This window comes from Mycolicibacterium canariasense (assembly GCF_002101555.1).
GTDB classification, from domain to species: domain Bacteria; phylum Actinomycetota; class Actinomycetes; order Mycobacteriales; family Mycobacteriaceae; genus Mycobacterium; species Mycobacterium canariasense.
The window spans coordinates 24,554-46,545 of sequence record NZ_LQOL01000063.1 but is presented as its reverse complement, the minus strand read 5'-3'; the positions used below and the strand labels follow the sequence as shown (position 1 = coordinate 46,545).

Here is a 21,992-nt window from a genome sequence, read left to right as displayed (position 1 = left end):
GCTGAGGCCGGAACAGACAGTCCCCACCGCGCAGCCCTGGCGCCCCGATGCTGACCGCGCTCGGCATCGTCGTCGGCATTCTGGTGGTATCCGCCATCACCGCTTTGACCGGCTATTTCGTCGCCCAGGAATTCGCCTATATGGCCGTGGACCGGTCGCGACTCAACGCACGCTCCGAGGCCGGTGACAGCGGAGCCGCCCGGGCCTTGCAGGTCACCCGCCGCACCTCCTTCATGCTCTCCGGCGCGCAGCTGGGCATCACCGTCACCGGTCTGCTCGTCGGCTACGTCGCCGAACCGCTGATCGGTGATGGCATAGGTGAGTTGCTCGGCGGCGTTGGCGTGCCACTGGCTGTCGGTGTCGCGATCGGCACGGTCTTCGCCATCATGTTCTCGACGGTGGTGCAGATGGTCTTCGGTGAGCTGTTCCCGAAGAACCTGGCCATCGCCCGGCCCGAGCCGGTGGCTCGTCGGCTCGCGCTGTCCACCAACCTCTACCTCGGGGTGTTTGGCTGGTTGATCAAACTGTTCGACGCTTCGTCGAACCTGCTGTTACGCGCGCTGCGGATCGAACCGGTGCACGATGTCGAGCACTCGGCCACCGCACGCGATCTTGAGCATATCGTCGCCGACTCTCGGCAGGCCGGGGACATCCCCGAGGAGCTGTCCACCCTGCTGGACCGCATCCTGGATTTCCCCACCCGCACCACCGAGCACGCGATGATCCCCCGTGCCCGCGTCGATGTGGTGGCTGCCAACGAACCAGTGGACGCGGTGCTTGCGAAGATGGCCACCGGGCACACCCGGTACCCGGTGGTCGGCGCGTCGCCCGATGACCTGGTCGGTGTGGTGCACCTGCACGACCTGCTGGGCGTCGAGGATCCGTCCGCCACGGCGGGCACCTCCTGCCGCCCAGCGGTGATCGTTCCCGAGACGCTGCCGCTGCCGGTCGCGCTGCGTACGCTGACCGACGCGGACGACGAAATGGCGCTGGTGATCGACGAATACGGCGGTTTCGCCGGCGTGCTGACCGTCGAGGACCTCGCTGAGGAGTTGGTCGGCGAAATAGACGACGAGCACGACACCGATGGTGCCGATGACGACATCGTGCCCACCGGCGGTGGCTGGCTGGTGCGCGGTGACGTCGCCCTCGACGAGCTGAGCCGTACCGTCGGGCATGACCTGCCCGAGGGAGATTACGAGACCCTGGCCGGTCTGCTTATCGCCGAGTTCGGCGGTTTGCCCGCCGTCGGCGACGCCATTTCGGTCGATTTGGGAGTCGAACCGTATGAGCTGATCGCCGATCGTCCGTCGGTGCGACGACGTCTCGACGCGACCGTCGAGGAAATCGAAAAGCATGTGCCGGCAAAGGTTCTGGTGACCGTGGTTGATATCTCCGTCGACCCCGAGGAGAAGGGGACCGCCGATGAGTAGTCCCTGGTCCGTCGTGCTGGTCACCATCGGGCTGATCGCGGCCAGTGCTTTCTTCGTGGCTGTTGAGTTCGCGTTGATCGCAGCGCGCCGCCATCGCCTCGAAGATGCGGCCCCGCGCAGCCGTTCGGCGCGCGCGGCGCTACGCTCGGCCTCCGAGCTGTCGGTGCTGCTGGCCGGGTCGCAGCTCGGCATCACCATCTGTACTCTCGCACTCGGCGCCATCACCAAACCCGCTGTGCATCAATGGCTCACACCTGCGATCGCCGGCTGGGGCGCGCCGGCCTGGCTGGCGGACGTCGGCGGCTTCGTGCTGGCGCTGATCATCGTCACCTTCCTGCATCTGGTCGTGGGTGAGATGGCCCCCAAGTCGTGGGCCATCGCTCATCCGGAACGGTCGGCGACCATGCTGGCGCTGCCGATGCGGACGTTCATGTGGGTGACCCGACCACTGATCGGCGCGCTGAACCGGCTGGCGAACTGGTGCCTGCGTAAGGTCGGAGTGGAACCGGTCGACAAGGTCGCAACCGGCCAGGATCCCGATGCGCTGCGCCATCTGGTGGAGCACTCGGCCACCGTGGGCACGCTGGATGAGCGGTATCACGGAAATCTCATCAGTGCACTAGAATTGGAGGCGCTCACCGTCGCCGACATGTTGCGTACCGGTGCCGCCCCGAGCAGTGTGAGTTCCGCGGCAACGCCTGCCGAGGTCCAGTCGGAGTCGAAACGCACCGGGCATCTGCGGCTGCTGGTCCACAACGACCGCACGATCCTGGGTGTGGTGCACGTCCGCGACACCGTGTCGGCCGCGCCCGAGACCACTGCAGCCGACCTGATGCGTCCAGCGCTCATGCTCGCGTCGGTGACTCCGGCGTATGCCGCGTTGCGGACGATGCGGGAAACCCGCAACCATCTTGTGGTCGTCACCGATGAGGAGGGCAGTGTGCGCGGCCTGATCACGCTGACCGATGTCCTGAAGCGATTGTTGCCGACGGCCGCGGCTGCGAGCTGACTCACCGGCAGTAGCGGGTGATCTACAGAGCCGACACTTTATCGGACCGAGTCCGTTCTGCCTTGATATACGTACCCCCGCTACGCACTTGGTGGTCACGCTGATGCCGATCAACCAGACGCCCGGATAGCAGCAGCCGGGCACCTGGGTGGCTCAGGCGCGCTACTCGTTCGGGCCGGGTAGGGTGCTGAGCTGTTATCTGAGAGTGTGGGGACATGTCGGTGACGGCATGAACGTTCGTTACGGACGAACGTCGTGCGTGTTCGCATCTGTCACGGGGGTGGACCACAGCTTGATGACGCGGTCCCAGACGGGACGGCACCGCGGTTGAACGTACGAATTGTCTTACAGCCCGGCGCCTTTGGGTCGCGGTCCGATACCGTTGACAACAGCCGGCCCTGTCGCGGTCCGCACCTCTCACACGCCGTCTCGGGTAATACGGCTTCGGGCAACCAACTCGCATGTCAAGGCCACCGCGCAACTCTGGGACAGTAGCAGCGCGACGATCACCAGGATCTGTGCCACGCAGGCTTGAGCTGCCGATCCGGTGCTCAGCAGCACGCCGACGAAGGCACCCGGCAGGACCACGAGCCCGGCGGTGCGGGCTTGATCCAGGTTCGGCACCAGCGCCTCGGCGCCGGTGTGGCGAATGATCTCCATCCGGGCATCACGTGGCCGGAACCCCAAGCTCAGGGCCGCCTCCACCTCGCCGCAGCGGACCACCAGCATGTTGAGCGTCAGCCGGGCCGCAACCGCCGAGGAGGTCATGGTGCCGCCCAACACGATGCCGACGATCGGGATGAGGGCGACTCCGGTCAGCGGGACGACGCGGCTCAGCAGTAACGGCGACAGCGATACCGTCAGGCCGGTCACGATCGGGGCCGTAAGCCACGCGGCGCCATGGCTGACCTGGGCGCGGCGTACGGCGGTGACGGTGGCGACGCCGATCATGACCACCAGGACAAGGATCGACGTCCACAGCCGAGCCATTGCCGACGCGAGTGTCGCCGACACTGCCGCCAACTGGCCGGCGGCGCGCGCCGTGGCCACTGGCACGGTCCACACCGGACCCAGCCTGCTCAGCCCGTACACCGCCGCGGCCATCACCACCATGACCACACAGGCTGCGTACAGGTGCGGGCCGAGTATCAATGCGGACATTCCCGATCCTCCCGCAGAACATTCGGAACAACCCGGTACCACGCTCACTATCCGCCCAGGACGCACGCGCATGGACCACGCGCGTGCATCCTAGACTCGGGCCGTGACTGTTCTTGAGTTCTCTGACTCGGTCCTGATCGCGCGCGGACGCGACGAGGTCTATGCGCTGGTGTCCGATGTCACGCGGATGGGGGAGTGGAGTCCGCAGTGCCGAGCGTGTTGGTGGGACGATCCCAGCACGGGACCGGTTGTCGGCGCGTGGTTCACCGGCCGCAACGAGACCGCCGAGCGCACCTGGGAGACGCGCAGCCAGGTCGTCGTCGCCGAACCCGGGCGCGCGTTCGCCTGGGAGGTCAACGACGGCTGGGTCCGGTGGGGCTTCACGGTCGACGACGCCGACGCGGCGACCCGGCTCACCCAGTCGTGGGTGTTCCTGCCCCGCGGGATCGCCGGCTTCGGTGAACGGCACGGTCCGCGGGCGGATGCCGAGATCGCGATTCGCAGTCAGGCGGCCGTCGCCGGCATCCCGGTGACGCTGGCGGCGATCAAAGCCACCGCCGAACGGAACGGCTGAGACGGGTGAAATCTGCTGCAGCGGAAGCGATGTAGCTACGTCGTTGCGGTGCTCCCCGCGGCGTCGAGTTGGCGCTTCGTCTCCTCGTCCAGCACGATGTCACGCACCGCCGTGTTCTCCTCAAGATGCGCCACCGACGACGTTCCCGGGATCAGCAGCACGTTCGGCGCCACCGTCAGCGTCCAGGCCAGTGCGATCTGCGCCGGGGTGCGATTCAGCTTCGCTGCCTCCCGGCGGACCGCGGGGTGCCCGAGCACCGGGTTGTCCGGATTGAATGCCGAACCGAGCGGGAAGAACGGGACGAAGGCGATCCCGCGCTCGGTGCACAGGTCGAGAACCGGCTGGGCCGAGCGGTCGACGAGGTTGTAGGCGTTCTGTACCGTCACGATGTCTGTGCGGTCCAGCGCGATGCGCAGGTGCTCCTCCGAGATGCTGCTCAAGCCGATGCCCTCGATCAGTCCCTCGTCGCGGGCGGCGATCATCGCTGTCAGCTGCCGGTCGAACAGTTCACGGTTCACCGGGCCGACGGAACTCGGATCACCGGAGTGGATGCGCAGGTTCACCGCGGCCAGCCGGTCGACGCCCAGCGTGGCCAGGTTCTCCTCGATATCGGCCCGCAACTCGTCGGGCTCCTGCGCGGCGACCCAATTCGCTTCGTTGTCGCGGCGCGCTCCCACCTTGGTGACGAGGGCGAGGTCGTCGGGGTACGGGTGGAGCGCTTCCCGGATCAGTTCATTGGATACTCGCGGGCCGTAGAACTGCGCGGTGTCGATGTGGTTGATGCCGAGTTCGATCGTCCGCTTCAATACGGCGATCGCTTCGTCGTGGTCGCGGGGTGGGCCGAAGACACCTGTCCCGGGGAGTTGCATGGCGCCGAATCCGACGCGACCGACGGTGTGTGTGCCGAGCGAGAAGCTGTCCATGGTTCCTCATTACATCCCCCGGGGCGGTTTTGTTCCGCATTGAGTGGTCGAGTGTGGCACTGCGGGCTTGCCCGCCTGCCTCGGCGCTCGTCATCGGCGCGGCCGGCTCTCTCGTTCGTCACGGATGTGCTGACCGATCCCGCTCGTCACGGCTTCACCCACGGGGCGAACCACCCATGCACATGAACTGCTTGCCGAGTGGGTGCAGCAGCAGGTGGGTGTGCGGCCCAAACCGTGAATCATCGGCGCACAACAGTGCGCGTTTTGTGTAGTTCGCCCGGTCGGCGTCATCTCTAACGTCAGAGACGACAGCAATCCTGCTGACCGGCAACACACTTGACCCAAGCGAGGCGCGGACGTGAAGGTATCGAGGGGTTCGCCCGGTTCGTCGGCCGTGACGTCCGGTCGGCGCTGGCGCGCTGACGTTACTGCGAGCGAGGCAGGCCGACGATCCGGTCGATGACGGCGAGCAGCTCGTCATCGCCGGTGGACGGCGCCGGCTTACCGGCGACCGCGCGGGACAGCGCACTGTAATACCGGCCGTCGCCGATGAGCTTGATGGCCCGCGCCAGGGCGTGGTCGCCCAACGCCTCGTGCAACACGGCCAGCCAATTTCCGGACGCCTCCTCGATGGCGGCGCGGGCCCGCACGTTACCGGCCTGCTGTAACCGTGACACCGCCACCAGAACGCGATCCAGCGGTGTGCCCTCGTAGCGCGATGTGCGGACGTAGTACCGCGCCGGGCCCTCGTCGGCGGTGCGCATCCGGCGGACATCCTCGGCGGCCAGGGCGAGCAACCGCTCGCACAGCGCGGTACTGAGTTCCTCTTTGGCGGGGAAGTGGTAGAGCAGGCCGCCTTTGGATACACCGGCCTTGGCTGCGACGGCGTCGAGGGTGGCGTAGCGCTCACCCTCGACGGCGAGCAACTCCTCGTACGCGTCGAGGATGCGGTCGCGTGCCGAGCTCATCGGCAGAGCGTACATTCTCGCTTCCGAACTGTACCGTCTGGACGGTACAGTTCTCGGCGTGAAGGTCTATGCAGGGCTGCTCCGTGTCCCGGGTGTGCTGGCACTGGTGGCGTCGCAGACCTTCGCGCGGCTGCCGCTGGGCATGCTGTCGCTGGCCGTCCTGCTGCATGTGCACGCGAAGACCGGCTCGTACGCGCTCGCCGGTGCCGTCGTGGCGTGTGTCAGCGTCGGTGAGGCGATCGCCATGCCGTTGACCGCGCGCATTGCCGGAAAGATCGGTCGGGCAACGACATTGATGATCGCGGCCGCTGTGAACGGCGGCGCCCTGGTGGCCCTCGCGGTCGCCGGTTCGACGCCGATGGTGCTGCTGCTGTTGGGTGCGTCGATCGGCGCCTCGGTGCCGCCGCTGGCGCCGGTGGTCCGCGCGCTATACCCCAATATCGTGTCCGGACCGGGCCTGCGGGCGTTGTTCGCGCTCGACACCACCGCGCAGGAGGTGTGCTGGGTGGTGGGACCGCTGGCCGTGACCCTGCTGGCCTCGGCCCTGTCGACTGCCATGCCCCTGGTGGCGGCCGCGGCCGTCACGGTGGCGGGCACCGCGTGGTTCCTGTTGAGCACGCGTCACATCCGTTCGATGCCCCGCCGTGGTGGCGCACCGTTCGGCCGGATACTGGGCAATGGCTCCGTCGTGCTGGCCATCGCCGCCAGCCTGCCGCTGATCGCGTCCTTCACCGCCCTCGAAGTCGGTGTGGTCGCCCGCTACGGTACGGGCAGCGTCATGACCGGCGCGGCGATCGCCGTGGCCAGCCTGGGCTCGCTGGTCGGCGGAATCACCTTCGGGCACCGCCGATTCGGGGTGCGCGGACTGGTCGCCGCGCTGGCTACGGCGGCTGTTGGTACCGCACTGTTCGGCGTCGTCGGGCACCACGGGCTGCAGCTGGCGGTGCTGTTCGCCTCCGGACTGGGCTTCGCGCCGGCGCTGGCCACGCTGTACCTGATGGTGTCGCGAGCCGTCGACGAACATGCCTCGGCCGAAGCGTTCGGCTGGCTCAACAGCGGGGCATTGGCCGGCGGAGCGGTCGGAACGGCGACCGGCGGCGTGGTCACCGATGCCCACGGTTTCGCCGGCGCCGTGGTGGTGTCGGTGGCCCTGGCGGCCGTATCCGCCCTCAGCCCGCTGATCGCCCGGGCCAGGGGACCGGTGCAGGGCCTCGGCGATGCGCCGACGGAGGCCGAGCTGGCCTCCTGCGCACCGTGAGGCTCAGTCCTCCTTGCGGATCAGCTTGCCCAGCGCCACCCGGTCGGCGTTCAGCAGTTCGTCGATCCTGGGCTGGTTGACGTCGGCGACGATGATCTCGCCGACCTCCTGATAGACATTGCTGAAGATGCCGTGCTTCTTCATCTTCTCGGTCTGGTAGACGTTGTCGTCGGTGGGCGTCACGTAGTAGACGATCTCCGGCTTGAACCGGTGGATCAGCCACAGGTGGATGACATCCATCAGGCGTTTCTTGCGCAGCTTCTCGGCATAGGTGTTCTGGTCGCGCACGGTCAGGATGTTGCGGCCGTGGCGATCCTTGATGGGGTCGACCACGACATCGGCCAGCTTCTCGTCGCTGTCGCCGTAGATGCCGAGCTCCAGCACATCGGACCCGGCGCGGCGCGGACGCAACTGCACCCGCAGCGTCTCACCGAGCTGATAGTGCTCGCCCCACAGGGCCAGCCATTCCTCCAACAGCTTCTTGGGCACCTCCGTCTGCACCAGATGCTGATGCTGGGTGGAGCCCTTGCCCATGGACTTGGTGGTGGCCGTGCGTCCCGACGACGCGGCCAGTGCGGCATCGCTGCGCGGCCCGCCGACCAGCGTCTGCGGTGTGCGGTAAGGAGATTCGACCAGCCGCATCTTGCGCTGCAACCGGGCCAGCGCCAGCATGCCGTCCTGGCGCAACGCCGTCGCGAACTCTTCGGCGGCCACGCCGTCGATCTGGTGGCCGCCATAGGTCATGAAGTTGAAGACGAACCCCATCTTGCCGAGTTCCTCGGGGAACGCCCGCATTTCGTCATCGGTCATGCCGGTGGTGTCCCAGTTGAACGACGGTGAGAGGTTGTAGGCCAGCATCTTGTCCGGATACACCGCGTGGATGGCGGTGGCGAACTCCCGGGCATCGGCCAGGTCGGCGGTCTTGGTCTCCATCCACAGGATGTCGGCGAACGGGGCGGCCGCCAACGACTTGGCGATCGCGTACGGGATGCCGCCCCGGATCTGGAAATATCCCTCCGGCGTCTTCACCCGCTCCGGGTCCCAGGCGACGTCGGCGCCCAGTGCCTTGGCCTTCTCCCGGGCCGAATACAACGACGCGGTCTCGGCGAACGTGCGCCATTCCTTGGCGCTGATGGCCGGCGGCTCGCCCTCACGCTCGCGGAACTCCAGCAGGTCGGCCACCGCGTCGCCGTAGGTCTGCAAGCCGGCGTCGTCCTGCCACGCGTCGACGAACGCGGACTCCACGCCGTCGAACAGCTTGTCCAGGGACTGTCGAGGATTGTCCTTCCACGACGCAGCGGCATCGGCCACCAACCGCAGGATCCCGTGCTGGTCCAGCCACGCCTCGGCCGCGGCGTATTCGCCGTCGGGCAGCGCATAGAGCTTGTGACCGTTGAGCTCGGTGACCCCCAGATCGAAGAACCGTCGGGTCATCGCCAGGAAACAGGACTTGTACGACGGGATGCGCAGGTTGGTGGCGCCCAGCAGGAAGGGCTGATCCCGCTCGTCGGCGCGGCTGTCGATCAGGTTGGCCGCCTCGGCGTCGGTGCGGGCCACGATGATGCCGGGCACCCGCATGATGTCGAGCTGGAACCGGGCGGTGTTGAGCCGCTTGATCTGCTCGTCGGACGGCACCAGCACCTTGCCGCCTTGGTGGCCACATTTCTTGGTGCCCGGACGCTGGTCCTCGATGTGGTAGCCCGGCACACCGGCCTCCACGAAGCGCCGGATCAGATTGCGCACGTGCGGATCACCGCCGTGGCCGGTGTCCGCATCGGCGATGATGAACGGTCGGTAGTCCACGGGCGGCGTCGCGGCCCGCTGCTCTTCGGTCATCTGCAGGCGCAGGTACTGCTGGTTGCGATCCGCGGTCAGCAGCGCGCGCACCAGGCCGGCCGCCTCGTCGGGGACCTGACTCAGTGGATAGCTGGCCAGGTCGGGACCGGGATCCTCACTGATGGAGCCCTTGGCCGAGGTCGCCCAGCCGCCCAGGTAGATGCCCTTGATGCCCATCCGCTTCATCACCACCGCCTGGCCGGGCGAATACGGGCCGAACGTGGTGATGCTCTTCTTCTGGGCGAACAGCTCGCGCAGCAGCGGGTAGAACGCCGTGGCCGCCTCCCGCGCCACGGGATAGTCCGACGGGATGGTGCCGCGTTGCTCGGCGACCTGGCGGGCCGAGTACAGCCGGGTGATGCCCTCGAAACGCCCGCTGTCGAAATAGGCCTGAGTGGCCGCGACGTCGTCGTCGAAAGCCGAGGTGGAAGTGACGTTGTTTTCGATCGCGGTCATATCAAGCGCTCCTCGTCGAGCTCGGGTCCGATTCCATCATTGCCGCCGCGGCGGGGTGTGACACCCCGTTCGTCGAAATCATTCACTGCCAGTCGCGGAACGCGGTCAGCAGCTTGTCCCGGAAAGCCGGGTCCAGGGTTTCCGGACCGGACTTGCCGAGCGTGTCCAGCGTTTCGATCGTGCCACGCAACTGCTGCAGATAGTTCTCGCAGCCGTCACATTCGAGCAGATGGGTGTCGAAACGCGCCCGGGTGTCCAGATCGAGTGCGCCGTCGAGATACGCGGTGACGAGCTCGACGAGCTCATGGCAGTCCATCGCGTCGTCAGCGTTCATGACGCCTCCTTCAGATAGTCCTCGAGTGCTTGCCGCACGGCGGCCCGGCCCCGGTGCAGCAGGACCCGTTGGTTGGCGACGGTGATATCGAGCAGTTCGCACACCTCGGCGCTGTCCATGCCCACCACATCGCGCAACGTGACCACCTCGCGCTGGCGGACCGGCAGTTTGTCGAGTTCCCGCCGGGTCACCGCGAGCAGTTCGGTGGCCAGCACGGAGCCCTCGGGGGTGTCCGGAAACGGCAGCGGCGCCGCATCGTCGCGCCAATGGCCCGGCCAGCGGTCACCGGCGTCGCGGAACCGGGCCGGATCCACCGTCGGGCCGGCGAACGCCAGCACGGCGAGATCGGCGTCGCGGCGCTCCCGCAGCCCCCGCGATTTGGCGGTGTTCACCAGGACCGTGAACAGCCAGGTGCGCAGCGACGATCGGCCCTCGAATCCGGCGATGCCCTTCACGAGCGCGATCCAGGTCTCCTGCACCACCTCCTCGGCGATCTCGAGGGTGGGCACGTAGCCGCGGGCGACGCGCAGCATCGCCGGAGTGTGCCGGTCGACGAGATGGGCGAAGGCCGCCTCGTCGCCGCCCCGCAGGGCAGCGACGAGAGCGGCTTCTTCGGGGGCCGACGTGGTCACTGGGATCGAAGTGTAGCCGCCAACGCGTCGGCCAGCGTCCATGCCGAAACACCGACGAGCACAACATCTTTGATCAGGAACTGGCCGGTCGTCGACAGCAGTGGGAAGCCGCCGGCCGATGCTTCGCCGATTCCCGGCGTGGTGAACAGGAAGCTGATCGTGGCGACGAACAAGCCGATGGCCAGCACGCTGCCGACCGCCGACACCCGCGGCCACCATGGTTTGACCGCCAGCAGCACCGCGGTGGCGACCTCGAGGACGCCCAACAAGGTGGAGAAGGTGGTCACCGAGAAGATGCCGTACAGCCAGCTCATCAGCGGGCTGTTCGCCACCAGGGGCTCGATGCCATGGGCTTCGTAGTCGGTGAACTTGAGCAATCCGATCCACCCGATCACGAGCACCAACCCGTACCTGAGCAGGACGCTGGTGATGGTGGAAAGAGTGGATTCGGCCCTGGCGAGCCGGGTTTCCTGCAAGACGGTCATATCGGGCTCCTTTGCGCTCCGGTTGAAACGGTGACGCAAAGGGAGTGTGCCGGTGAGCCCCGGGCGTTACACGCGCCCGCTAACTGGCCCGGAACCGCCGGGCCGGCTCGGCCAGGCCCAGGTGGTCGCGCAGCGTCGTACCGGCATAGTCGGCGCGGAACACCCCGCGCTCCTGTAACAGCGGCACCACCTTGTCGACGAAGGGGTCCAAACCACTCGGCGTCACGTGGGGAACGAGGATGAAGCCATCGCTGGCATCGGCTTGCACCAGGTGGTTGATCGATTCGGCGACGGTGGCCGGCGACCCGACGAAGTTCTGCCGTCCGGTCACCTCGACGATCAGTTCGCGCGTGGTGAGGTTCTCCGCCTCGGCCTTGGCTCGCCACTCGTTGGCGACGGCGATCGGGTCTCGGTGCATGCGCACGCTCGCCCGACCCTTGGCGATGGTGTTCTCCCCGACGATGGGATCCACCGTCGGCAGTGGGCCATCCGGGTCATGGTCGGACAGGTCCCGATTCCACAGCTGTTCAAGGAATTTGATCGCCGTCGCGGGGGAGACCTGCGCCAGGCGCACCTGATGGGCGATATCGGCGGCCTCGGCATCGGTGTCACCGAGCACGAAGGTCGCCGCGGGCAGGATGAGCAACTGATCATGGCGGCGCCCGTATTTGGCCAGTCGTCCCTTGACATCGGCGTAGAACGCCTGCCCGTCGGCCAGGGTGCCGTACCGGGAGAAGATGGCATCGGCCGCGGCCGCGGCGAACTCGCGGCCGTGGTCGGAGTCACCGGCCTGGAAGATCACCGGGCGGCCTTGCGGGCTGCGGGGCACGTTGAACCGGCCGCTGATGTCGAAATGCTGGTCGTGATAGGAGAACGCGCCCGCCCGCGAATCGGACAGGAAGACACCGCGCTCCTTGTCGGCGACGATCTCGTCGCCGCTCCAGGAGTCGAAAAGGCTGTGCGCAGCCCGCAGGAAGCTCTCGGCCCTGGAGTACCGCTGATCTTCGGCCAGATACCCGCCGCGGCGGAAGTTCTCCCCGGTGAACGCATCCCACGAGGTGACGACGTTCCATGCGGCGCGACCGTCGGACAGGTGGTCCAGTGAGGCGAATTGGCGCGCCACCTCATAGGGTTCGTTGAAGGTCGAATTGATGGTGCCGGTCAGCCCCAGCCGGTCGGTGACGGCGGCCAGCGCGGCCAGCACCGTGAAGGTGTCCGGCCGCCCCACGACGTCGAGGTCGTAGATCAGTCCCTTCTGCTCACGCAGCCGCAGCCCTTCGGCCAGGAACATGAAGTCGAACTTGCCGCGTTCGGCGGCCTGCGCGAAATGCACGAACGAGCTGAACTCGATATGGCTGCCGGATGCCGGATCGCTCCACACCGTGGTGTTGTTGACGCCGGGGAAGTGGGCGGCCAGGTGAATCTGTTTGACGGGCTTGGTCATCGGGAAGCTCCTGCGTACCGGTTGGCGGGGCGGGGCAGGCCGAGCAGATCGCGCAGGGTGCCGCCGGGATAGCCGGTGCGGAAAACCCCGCGGCGGCGCAGTTCGGGTACCAGCGCATCGGTGATCTGCTCCAGGTCATGCGGCAGCGTGGCCGGCCGCAGCCGGAACCCGGCGGCGCCGGCGGCATGCCACTGCTGCAGCAGGTCGGCCAACTCGACGGCGGTTCCTACGAACACCTCTGCGTCGCTCCGGTATTCGGCACCCAGCCACTCGTCGAGGCGGGCCTTACGAGCACGCGCCGCGGCGGTGGTGTCGGCGAGGAACACCACCAGGTCGGCGAACACCCGCACCGCGTCGCGCCCGGACGGCCGCTGGGAGGCGATGGTGTCCACCAGCGCGGTGGTCTCCCGGGCGGTGTGCGGGGCGACGAAGCCGATATCGGTGCCGCCGGCGATCAGCCGGTACACGGGGTCGACGTGCCCGAGCGCGGCGACGATGGGCTGACCCTGCGGTGGACGCGGCGTGATCGACGGACCTCTGACCGAGAAATGTGGGCCCTCGAAGTCGATGTAGTGCAGCTTGTCCCGGTCGACGAACCGCCCGGTGGCCACGTCACGAATCTCGGCGTCGTCCTCCCAGCTGTCCCAGAGCCGCCGCAGCACCTCGACGTAGTCGGCAGCCTCGGCGATCAGGTCCTCGGTTACCAGGGATTCGGGCACCACTCGGCGGCCGAAATGTCCGGCCGCCTCGGGGCTCGCCGACACCTGGACCCGCACACCCGCTCGCCCCGAACTGACGTAGTCCAGGGTGGCGATGGCCTTGGACAGGTGGAACGGCTCGGTGTGGGTGGCGATCACGGTGGGGACCAGACCGATATGGCTGGTGGTAGGGGCCACCCGGGCGGCGATGAGTACGGCATCGAGACGACCGCGGACCCGGTCGGTGCGGCCATCGGCACGCCACGGATGGTCGGACTGCAGGGCCAGACCGTCCTCGAAGGTGACCAGGTCGAGTTGGCCGCGTTCGGCGGTACCGACAAGATCGACCCAGTACCGCGCCGTCAGCAGATCGCCCGGGCGGGCCTCGGGCTCACGCCAGGCCGAGGGATGCCACCCGGTGCCGTCCAGGGCCACGGCAAGGTGGATCAGGTCAGGATCAGCCACGGGAAGTCTCTCGCTTTCCTCTGCGTTCTCAGGGACAACGCGTGCCGATCGGCGACCATTCCGGGACGCCGGCGCCGGCCCGTCCAGTGTTCGGCGAGGCGGTCAGGTGCGCATCACCGGGGCAGCGATACCCAGACCGTCGCACAGACACAAGAAGGCCGTCGCGAACGGGCTGTCGGCGGTCGCGGCCCGCACCTGCGCCCAATCCACCGATTCACGGACCGCGCGCACCCCGGGCAGCAGGGCGCCGAAATCGCAGTTGTGTTCGTCGAACGCGCGCAGTTTGTGGGTGATCACGCAGGTCGGCGGCAGGACGGGCATCGGGATGGCCAGCACATCCCGGACCTCGGCGTGCCGCAACGCCGCGGCGGTAACCGAAACGCGGTTGATCCGGAACAGCACATCCACCACGACCTCCGCCGCGGTCTCCCGGTACGCCTTGAACAGCCAATCCTCGGGGCACGGTAGCAACTGGAAACCGGCCCCGCCGAGCGTCGCGGCGGCCGCGTCGACATCCGATTCGGCCACCACGAAATCGACGTCGTGCACCGGCTCCGGCCCGCCGTACACCCACAGCGCGTAGCTGCCCGCCAAGGCGAACTCCGGTCCGTCGCGCTTGAAGGAAGCCGCGGCGTGCCGCAGGGATTCCCGCAACGCGTGCCGTCTGGTGCCCAGCGCGTCGTCGTGGGTGTGGCTGTGCTCGCCCATTGGGTATGGAGTACCCATGCGGGTTGCCACTTTCAACATTCTTCACGGTCGGAGCCCCGGTGCCGGGGTGGACATCGCCACGTTCGCCGACTGCATCCGCACCCTGGACGTCGATCTGCTGGCCCTGCAGGAGGTCGATGTCCATCAACCCAGATCGGGCAGTGTGGACTTGACGGCCGTCGCCGCCGACGCCATGGGCGCGGTGGCGCAACGGTTTGCGGCCACCATCGCCGGCACGCCGGGTGCGGTCTGGGCGGCCGCCACGGGGGCCGAACAGCCGGGCACGGCCGCCTACGGTGTGGCATTGCTGTCCCGCTACCCGGTACGCGACTGGCATGTCGTCTATCTGCCGCGGATCCCCTTCACGTTTCCGATGTACCTGCCGGGGCCCAACCGGGTGATGATGGTCGACGAGGAACCACGGGCCGCACTCGCCGGGTGTTTCGACACCCCGATGGGGACGTTCACCGTGGCCAGCACCCACCTGAGTTTCGTTCCCGGCTGGAATCGCTACCAGCTGCGGCGGCTGTCGCGCGACCTGTCTGCGTTTCCCGGGCCGCGCATGTTGTTGGGAGATCTCAACCTCGCCGGCCCGGCGGCGCGGCGGTGGTCCGGCTTGCGGTCGTTGGTCACGGCGTCCACGTTTCCGGCCCATCAGCCGGCCCGCCAGCTCGATCACCTGCTGACCGACCATCCGCACCTGCAGGTTCGCCGATGTGCCACACCGCAATTGGCCATCTCAGATCACCGACCCCTGGTGGCCGACATCGAGCTGGCCGCGGAACCGTCTCCAAAGAGCTTGTCCCCGTGCCGTGCACGAGAAACCGACCCTAGTGCGGGAACGTGACGACCAGCACCACCACCGCGAGCAGGATCACGGCCCACGCTGCCAGCGGGACCAGCACGCCGCCGCGCCGGCCGGCAGTGACAAACGACGCCACCACGGCCAGCCCGGCGACGGCCGGTACTCCGTACTGAATGAGGGTGAACCCGAACGTGTTCAGATGCGCGCAGTCGGGCTCACTGCAACCCGCGGTGCCCATGATCTGCATATAGGCAAATCCGACCACCGCGGCCGCGGCGGGGATGGTCGCCAGGGCGAGCACCCAATTCAGAACCGACGAACCGTTGGCGAATTTACTTCCAGACCAGCACATCTTGGCCGCCACTGCTGTACACCACGCTCTCCGGTGCCGGGCCGGTGACGTCGAAGTAGATCTTGCCGGTGTCACTGGCGCCCTGCTGCAACGGCGTCGGATTGACGCCCGTCGCGGTGGGGGCCGGCACGGCCCGGTAGTCGGCACCCGCGGCAGAGCGCGCGTTGAAGTCGGTCACCACCGGGGTGGCTGTGCCCTGCACGGCCTGCACGGTCGCGGTCGCCTCGTAGAGGGTGCCCTTGACCGGTACCGGCAGGGTGTCGGTGCTGGGATGCAGGCCGTCGACGGTCCACGCCGTCACGGTGCCGGCCGGGCCATTGAGTTCCTGCTGGTTGCCGTAACTTTCGCTGGCCGGTGCGGCACCCGCCGAAGCCGCTGTCACGACAGCGAGCGACACGGTGGCGAAGGTGGTTCCGGCGGCTCCGGCGATCGTTGTGGCACGCATAATCTTCCTCTCCGTTGTTGGTTCGGACACCGGTCGACTACCCGGGTCCACGGAGCGGGAAACGTCAGAGATCGCGTTCCCAGGTCCAGCCGGTGATCGCTGGGTCGTCCTCGCCGAACTCACGGGTGTAGTGCTTGGCTGCCAGTCGCGCGTCCACCATCTCCTGGCGCAGCACCGCGGCCGAGCTGCCCAGCCCAGGTACCCGATCGATGACGTCCATCACGAGGTGGAACCGGTCCAGGTCGTTGAGCATCACCATGTCGAACGGCGTGGTGGTGGTGCCGCGCTCCTTGAAGCCGCGCACATGCAGCTGATCGTGGTTGGCGTGCCGGTAGGTCAGCCGGTGGATCAGCCACGGGTAACCGTGATAGGCGAAGATGATCGGCTTGTCGGTGGTGAAGAGGGCGTCGAAATCCCGGTCGGACAAGCCGTGCGGGTGCTCCGATTCCGGTTGCAGTCGCATGATGTCGACCACGTTGACCACCCGCACGCCGAGGTCGGGCAGCCGGCGGCGCAGGATGTCGGCGGCGGCCAGCGTCTCCAGGGTGGGAACATCGCCGGCGCAGGCCAGCACCACATCCGGTTCACCAGTTGTGCTGCTGGCCCACTCCCAGATGCCCGCACCGCGTGTGCAGTGCGCGATCGCCTCGTCCATGGTCAGATACGTCAGCGCGGGCTGCTTGCCGGCCACGATGACATTGACGTATTGACGGCTGCGCAGGCAGTGATCGGCGACGGACAGCAGGGTGTTGGTGTCCGGTGGCAGATACACCCGCACCACCTCGGGCCGCTTGTTGGCCACATGGTCGATGAAGCCGGGGTCCTGATGGGAGGCACCGTTGTGATCCTGGCGCCAAACATGGGATGTGAGAAGGTAATTGAGTGATGCGACCGGCCGGCGCCAATCCAGGCGTGCACTGCTGGACAACCATTTGGCGTGCTGGTTGAGCATCGAATCGACGATGTGCACGAAAGCCTCGTAGCAGCTGAACATCCCATGCCGGCCGGTCAGCAGGTAACCCTCCAACCAGCCCTGGCACAGGTGCTCGGACAGCACCTCCATCACCCGTCCGCCCGGCGCGAGATGCTCGTCGTCGGGGGAGATGTCGGCAACCCACGCCTTATCGGTGGCGTCGAACACCGCCGACAGGCGGTTGGACGCCGTCTCGTCGGGTCCCATCAACCGGAAGTTATCCGCGTTGCGCGCGATCACGTCACGTAAGAAGGTGCCCAGCACCCGGGTGGCCTCGGCCGACTCGGCAGCCGGCCGGCCGACCTCGACCGCGTAATCCCGGATCGACGGTAGGTCGAGGTCGCGCAGCAACATGCCGCCGTTGGCGTGCGGGCTGGCCCCCATCCGGCGAGAACCCTGCGGGGCGAGTGCGCGCAGATCGGAGCGCAACGCGCCGTCCTCGTCGAACAGTTCCTCCGGGCGGTAGCTGCGTAGCCAGCGTTCCAGCGCCGCCAGATGTTCCGGATTGGTCCGGGTCTCCGACAGCGGCACCTGATGAGACCGCCAGGTGCCCTCCACCTTGACACCATCCACCTCGGCCGGCCCGGTCCACCCCTTGGGGGTGCGCAAAATGATCATCGGCCACACCGGGCGACCGGTCTCACCGTCGGTGCGTGCCGCCCGCTGGATGGCACCGATCTGGTCGAAGGCATCGTCCAACGCCGCCGCGAGTTGCTGATGTACATTCGCCGGGTCGTCTCCGGCAACGGTGATCGGGAGATAGCCGTATCCGGTGAACAGCGACTCCAGCTCCTGCTGGGGGATACGGGCCAATACCGTGGGATTGGCGATCTTGTAGCCGTTGAGGTGCAGGATGGGCAGCACCGCGCCGTCGCGGACCGGGTCGAGGAACTTGTTGGAATGCCAGCTTGCCGCCAGCGGGCCCGTCTCTGCTTCACCGTCGCCGACCACCGCGGCCACCACCAGGTCGGGATTGTCGAAGGCGGCACCGAACGCGTGCACCAGCGCGTAGCCGAGTTCACCGCCCTCGTGGATGGAGCCGGGCGTCTCGGCCGCCACATGGCTGGGAATGCCGCCGGGAAAGGAAAACTGGCGGAACAGTTTACGTAGGCCGTCGACGTTCTCCCCGATACCGGTGTAGACCTCGCTGTAGGTGCCCTCCAGGTAGGTGTTGGCCACCAACCCGGGCCCGCCGTGGCCCGGGCCGGTGATGAACACGACGTCGGAGTCGCGGTGTCGAATGACACGGTTCAAGTGCGCGTACAGCAGGTTGAGCCCGGGTGTGGTGCCCCAATGCCCCAGCAGCCGCGGTTTGACGTGCTCGGGCTGCAGGGGCTGGCGCAGCAGCGGATTGTCCAGCAGGTAGATCTGACCCACCGAAAGGTAATTGGCGGCGCGCCAATACTCGTCCAGCTGTGTGAGTTCGACATCGGAGAGCGGTGCGGTCGTGGTCATGTCTACCGGTGTACCCGTTCGTCCCGAAAGTACGAAAGGGGCTTAGGTCACGACGTTGACCGGACGCACGCCCCAGATCTCATCGCAGTACTCCTCGATGGCCCGGTCCGAGGAGAACTTGCCGCTGCGAGCGGTGTTCAGGATGGACATCCGCGACCAGGCGTCGCGATCCTTCCACGCGGCGCTCACCCGGTCCTGGCACTCGACGTAGGACGCGTAATCCGCCAGCACCAGGAACGGGTCGTCGTAGCGCAGGTTGTCCACCAGCGGCCGGAACACCTCGGTATCGCCATGTGAAAAATGCCCTCCGGCAATCAGATCGAGCACCGAAGCCAACTCCGGGTCGGCCTCGATGTAGTCCGCCGGCCGGTAGCCGCCGTGCTTGAGCGCCTCGACCTCTTCGACGGTCAGGCCGAACAGGAAGAAGTTGTCCGCGCCTGCCTCCTCGCGGATCTCCACGTTGGCGCCGTCGAGCGTGCCGATGGTCAGCGCGCCGTTCATCATGAACTTCATGTTGCCGGTGCCGGAGGCCTCTTTGCCGGCCGTCGAGATCTGCTCGGAGAGGTTGGCGGCCGGGTAGATCAGGTGCGCATTCTGCACGTTGAAATTCGGCAGGAACACCACCTTCAGGTACTGGTTCACGGTCGGGTCGGTGTTGATCATGTCGCCGACGGCGGTGATGAGTTTGATGATGCGCTTGGCCAGGAAGTACCCGGGGGCGGCCTTGCCGCCGAAGATGAAGGCCCGCGGCGCGATCTCGATGCCCGGGTTGCGCTTCAGCCGCAGATACTGGGTGACGATGTTGAGCACGTTGAGATGCTGGCGTTTGTACTCGTGGATCCGCTTGACCTGGATGTCGAACAGCCACGTCGGGTCCAGTTCGATACCGGTCTCTGCCACCACGAACTCGGCCAGTCGGGACTTGTTGGCCCGCTTCATATCTCGCCATTCCTGGCGGAAGCCGGGATCGTCGGCGAACGGTTCCAGGCCACGCAGCCGGTCCAGGTGGGTGAGCCAGCCGTCACCGACGGTGCGGTCGAGCAGGGCGCGCAATCCAGGGTTGGACAGTGCCACGAAACGCCGCGGCGTCACGCCGTTGGTCTTGTTGGAGAAGCGCTCCGGCCACAGCTCGTAGAAGTCCTTGAGCACGCTGGACTTGAGCAGCTCGGAGTGCAGCGCCGCGACCCCGTTGATGGCGTGGCTGCCGACGGTGGCCAGGTAGGCCATCTTGACGGTCTTGCCGCCGTCCTCGCCGATCAGCGACATCCGTCGCACCCGCTCCTCGTCGCCGGGGAACTTCGCCCGCACCTCGTCCAGAAAACGGCTGTTGATCTCGTAGATGATCTCCAGGTGGCGCGGCAGGCTCTCGCCGAACAGGCCCAGCGGCCACTTCTCCAGGGCTTCGGGCAGCAGGGTGTGGTTGGTGTAGCCGAAGGTCGCCACGGTGATGGCCCAGGCCGTATCCCAATCCAGGCGCCGTTCGTCGACCAGCAGACGCATGAGCTCGGCCACGCCGATCGAGGGGTGGGTGTCGTTCAACTGGAGCGCGAATCGCTTCGGCAGATCGAGCACCGATACGTCGGCCAGATCGTCCATGATGTGCAGGACGTGCTGCAGCGAGCAGGACACGAAGAAGAACTGCTGCAGCAGCCGCAGCCGCTTGCCCACCTCGGGCTCGTCGTTCGGGTAGAGCACCTTGGTGACGGTTTCGGAGGTGACTTCCTCCTCGACGGCCTTGTAGTAGTCACCGGTGTTGAAGGCCTCCAGTGCGAAGGACTGCACCGCCCTGGCGCTCCACAGGGTGAGCACGTTGCACGTCTTGACACCGTAGCCCTGGATCGGGGTGTCATAGGCCACGCCCTGGATGATCCGGCCGGGGATCCAGCGGACCCGCTGCACACCGGCGTCGTCGGCGTAACGCTCGGTGTGGCCACCCCACAACACGGGGTAGTGCACGTCGGGTTTGGCTATCTCCCAAGGGTTTCCGTTGACCAGCCAGTTGTCGGTCTTCTCGACCTGCCAGCCGTCGTGGATCTCCTGGTCGAAGATGCCGAACTCGTAGCGGATGCCGTAGCCGATGGCGGGCCGCGCGAGGGTGGCCAGCGAGTCCAGGTAGCAGGCCGCCAGCCGGCCGAGGCCGCCGTTGCCCAGCCCGGGCTCCTCTTCGCAGGCCAACACCTCGTCCAGATCCTGGCCGAGTTCGGCCAATGCTGCCCGGGCGGCCGTCTCGATGCCGAGGTTGAGCAGGTTGGCCCCCAGCTGCGGACCCATCAGGAATTCGGCCGACAGATAGCAGGTGACCTTGCTGCCGAGATCCAGCGACGTCTGGGTCGAGGCAACCCGATTGTCCTGCATGCGGTCGCGGACGGCGAGCGCCAGCGCCCGGTAGTAGTGCTCCGGGCGCAGCGCCGCGGCCGGGCGGCCGATCGAGTACCGGACGTGATCGATGATGGCGCGGCGCAGGGCGTCGGCCGACAAGCCGGTGCGGGCACGCTCGGCGGTGGGGGAGGGCGCGTCGAGATCCGTCATGGGTGCAGTCTGGCAGGGGTACGTGCACATCGCGCGCGCAAGAGGCGTCGGGCGGGTTAACTGATGTGAGACGCTGCGGGCATGTCCGGTGTACCCGAGCTTGTCGACGTTCTGCCACAACACCGCGTGGACGAAGCCGCTCTCGGCCGTTACCTCGGCGCGCACGGTATCGACGGCCCGCTGGTGATCCGCCAGTTCCGGGGCGGCCAGAGCAATCCGACCTTCCATTTACACACCGGCGCAGGCGATTACGTGCTTCGTAGGTATCCCCCCCGGCGTACTGTTGCCGCGCGCCCACGAACGTCGGCCGCGAGTATCCGGTGATGGCGGCGGTGGCCCGGTCCGGTGTGCCCGTGCCACGGATGCGGTTGATGTGCGAGGACACCGACGTGATCGGGACGCCGTTCTTCGTGATGGACCACGTACCGGGGCGGGTGTTCCTCGACCGGGTGCTGCGCGACGGCACGCCGGCCGATCGGGCGGCGATCTACGAGGACCTCGCTCGGGTGCTGGCCCGCTTACACGGCGTGGACTGGCGCGCGGCTGGGATGTGGCGACGCGGCCTGGACGAAACGCCTCCGATGCCAGGGCGGGCACCGACCTGTTCCGTGATCGGTTCCGGAACCTGGCCCAGTGTGGGTGGGAACCGGCCGCCGTGCGGTGACAGCGCCGGCGAAGTGACGTTCGTGCCGGCCGAGAATCGCAACCGAGGCGTTGCGGCACCGTCCTATACTCACGCGATGAGCATGAAGGTGTGGCTGGCGGTCGCGGTCGGAATCGCTTCGGTGGCAGTCGTTCCGGTGTCCGCGAACGCCGATGTGTGCGGCAGTGTCGGTGGGCGGCACGGGCACGTCAGCGTCGGCGGGTGCACCGATATCGCCGGTGCCATCGCCGACTGGGCGCCGCCGCCGTCGGAGTATGCGCCGCTGCCGGAGGACTTCGACACGCCCCCGCCACCTCCGCCCCCGCAGATCGGTTCGAACGTGAGCATCTGCGGCAACGTCGGCGGGCCGCGCGGCCGCATCAACGTCAGCGGCTGCACCTAGCAT

At 67.3% G+C, this 21,992-nt stretch carries 21 protein-coding genes; 7 read left to right on the top strand and 14 right to left on the bottom strand.

All coding sequences use genetic code 11. From position 1 onward, the window contains the following. Positions 1-47: 47 nt before the first annotated feature. Together AWB94_RS22780 and AWB94_RS22775 are read left to right on the top strand one after the other, a co-directional pair. Complete coding sequence (locus AWB94_RS22780; protein WP_062659340.1) at positions 48-1,433, top strand: hemolysin family protein; 1,386 nt, start codon at positions 48-50, stop codon at positions 1,431-1,433. Next, on the top strand, positions 1,426-2,442 hold the full coding sequence (locus tag AWB94_RS22775; protein ID WP_062659339.1) for a hemolysin family protein: 1,017 nt from the start codon (positions 1,426-1,428) through the stop codon (positions 2,440-2,442). The genes AWB94_RS22780 and AWB94_RS22775 overlap by 8 nt, the downstream gene beginning before the upstream one ends. Before the next feature lie 417 nt (positions 2,443-2,859). On the opposite strand, the gene AWB94_RS22770 is transcribed toward AWB94_RS22775, so the two are convergent. Beyond that, positions 2,860-3,603 carry an ABC transporter permease gene (locus AWB94_RS22770; protein WP_062659338.1) on the bottom strand — a complete coding sequence of 248 codons (744 nt, stop codon included), beginning with the start codon at positions 3,601-3,603 and terminating at the stop codon, positions 2,860-2,862. A 103-nt stretch (positions 3,604-3,706) separates the two neighbouring features. On the opposite strand from AWB94_RS22770, the gene AWB94_RS22765 reads away from it, so the two are divergent. Then, positions 3,707-4,177, top strand: coding sequence for an SRPBCC family protein (locus AWB94_RS22765; protein ID WP_062659337.1), 471 nt, complete (start codon positions 3,707-3,709; stop codon positions 4,175-4,177). Positions 4,178-4,212: 35 nt separating this feature from the next. On the opposite strand, the gene AWB94_RS22760 is transcribed toward AWB94_RS22765, so the two are convergent. Next, positions 4,213-5,100 carry an oxidoreductase gene (locus tag AWB94_RS22760; RefSeq protein ID WP_062659336.1) on the bottom strand — a complete coding sequence of 296 codons (888 nt, stop codon included), beginning with the start codon at positions 5,098-5,100 and terminating at the stop codon, positions 4,213-4,215. A 425-nt stretch (positions 5,101-5,525) separates the two neighbouring features. Further along, positions 5,526-6,068 (bottom strand): TetR/AcrR family transcriptional regulator, encoded by a 543-nt coding sequence (locus AWB94_RS22755; RefSeq protein WP_062659335.1) that lies wholly within the window; start codon positions 6,066-6,068, stop codon positions 5,526-5,528. A gap of 58 nt (positions 6,069-6,126) precedes the next feature. Between AWB94_RS22755 and AWB94_RS22750 the strand changes: the two genes are divergently transcribed. Continuing rightward, a complete protein-coding gene (locus tag AWB94_RS22750) occupies positions 6,127-7,326 on the top strand; it encodes an MFS transporter (protein WP_062659334.1) in 1,200 nt (399 codons plus the stop codon). Positions 7,327-7,329: 3 nt separating this feature from the next. Here AWB94_RS22750 and aceA read toward each other — a convergent pair whose 3' ends face one another. The 7 genes from aceA to AWB94_RS22715 form a co-directional block, all read right to left on the bottom strand. Beyond that, positions 7,330-9,618: an isocitrate lyase ICL2 gene (gene aceA / locus AWB94_RS22745; protein ID WP_062659333.1), complete on the bottom strand. Its 2,289-nt coding sequence runs from the start codon at positions 9,616-9,618 to the stop codon at positions 7,330-7,332. 82 nt (positions 9,619-9,700) lie between these two features. After that, on the bottom strand, positions 9,701-9,952 hold the full coding sequence (locus tag AWB94_RS22740) for an anti-sigma factor family protein (RefSeq protein ID WP_234811847.1): 252 nt from the start codon (positions 9,950-9,952) through the stop codon (positions 9,701-9,703). Then, positions 9,949-10,584 (bottom strand): RNA polymerase sigma factor, encoded by a 636-nt coding sequence (locus tag AWB94_RS22735; protein ID WP_234811846.1) that lies wholly within the window; start codon positions 10,582-10,584, stop codon positions 9,949-9,951. Before AWB94_RS22735 ends, AWB94_RS22740 begins: the two co-directional genes overlap by 4 nt. Further along, entirely contained in the window at positions 10,581-11,069 is a 489-nt protein-coding gene (locus AWB94_RS22730) for a YkgB family protein (RefSeq protein ID WP_062659331.1), read from the bottom strand. The genes AWB94_RS22735 and AWB94_RS22730 overlap by 4 nt, the downstream gene beginning before the upstream one ends. A gap of 79 nt (positions 11,070-11,148) precedes the next feature. Further along, positions 11,149-12,513 (bottom strand): NtaA/DmoA family FMN-dependent monooxygenase, encoded by a 1,365-nt coding sequence (locus AWB94_RS22725; protein ID WP_062659330.1) that lies wholly within the window; start codon positions 12,511-12,513, stop codon positions 11,149-11,151. After that, positions 12,510-13,676, bottom strand: coding sequence for an LLM class flavin-dependent oxidoreductase (locus tag AWB94_RS22720; protein WP_062659329.1), 1,167 nt, complete (start codon positions 13,674-13,676; stop codon positions 12,510-12,512). Before AWB94_RS22720 ends, AWB94_RS22725 begins: the two co-directional genes overlap by 4 nt. A gap of 102 nt (positions 13,677-13,778) precedes the next feature. Then, positions 13,779-14,384, bottom strand: a complete 606-nt coding sequence (locus AWB94_RS22715) for a hypothetical protein (protein ID WP_062659328.1) — start codon at positions 14,382-14,384, stop codon at positions 13,779-13,781. 16 nt (positions 14,385-14,400) lie between these two features. On the opposite strand from AWB94_RS22715, the gene AWB94_RS22710 reads away from it, so the two are divergent. After that, positions 14,401-15,231, top strand: coding sequence for an endonuclease/exonuclease/phosphatase family protein (locus tag AWB94_RS22710; RefSeq protein ID WP_084395461.1), 831 nt, complete (start codon positions 14,401-14,403; stop codon positions 15,229-15,231). On the opposite strand, the gene AWB94_RS22705 is transcribed toward AWB94_RS22710, so the two are convergent. The 4 genes from AWB94_RS22705 to AWB94_RS22690 all read right to left on the bottom strand — a co-directional run bounded on the left by AWB94_RS22705 (position 15,215) and on the right by AWB94_RS22690 (position 20,943). Then, on the bottom strand, positions 15,215-15,553 hold the full coding sequence (locus AWB94_RS22705; RefSeq protein ID WP_234811845.1) for a hypothetical protein: 339 nt from the start codon (positions 15,551-15,553) through the stop codon (positions 15,215-15,217). The genes AWB94_RS22710 and AWB94_RS22705 overlap by 17 nt on opposite strands. Continuing rightward, positions 15,522-15,986: a DUF1942 domain-containing protein gene (locus AWB94_RS22700; RefSeq protein WP_062659327.1), complete on the bottom strand. Its 465-nt coding sequence runs from the start codon at positions 15,984-15,986 to the stop codon at positions 15,522-15,524. Before AWB94_RS22700 ends, AWB94_RS22705 begins: the two co-directional genes overlap by 32 nt. Positions 15,987-16,050: 64 nt before the next feature. Continuing rightward, positions 16,051-18,414 carry a phosphoketolase family protein gene (locus AWB94_RS22695; protein ID WP_062659326.1) on the bottom strand — a complete coding sequence of 788 codons (2,364 nt, stop codon included), beginning with the start codon at positions 18,412-18,414 and terminating at the stop codon, positions 16,051-16,053. Positions 18,415-18,456: 42 nt separating this feature from the next. After that, complete coding sequence (locus tag AWB94_RS22690; protein WP_062659375.1) at positions 18,457-20,943, bottom strand: glycogen/starch/alpha-glucan phosphorylase; 2,487 nt, start codon at positions 20,941-20,943, stop codon at positions 18,457-18,459. Between the two features lie 81 nt (positions 20,944-21,024). Here AWB94_RS22690 and AWB94_RS36330 point away from each other — a divergent pair, with 81 nt between their 5' ends. Then, positions 21,025-21,267 carry a phosphotransferase gene (locus tag AWB94_RS36330; RefSeq protein WP_201029615.1) on the top strand — a complete coding sequence of 81 codons (243 nt, stop codon included), beginning with the start codon at positions 21,025-21,027 and terminating at the stop codon, positions 21,265-21,267. Next, a complete protein-coding gene (locus AWB94_RS36325; protein ID WP_201029614.1) occupies positions 21,267-21,989 on the top strand; it encodes a phosphotransferase in 723 nt (240 codons plus the stop codon). The genes AWB94_RS36330 and AWB94_RS36325 overlap by 1 nt, the downstream gene beginning before the upstream one ends. Positions 21,990-21,992 lie beyond the last annotated feature (3 nt).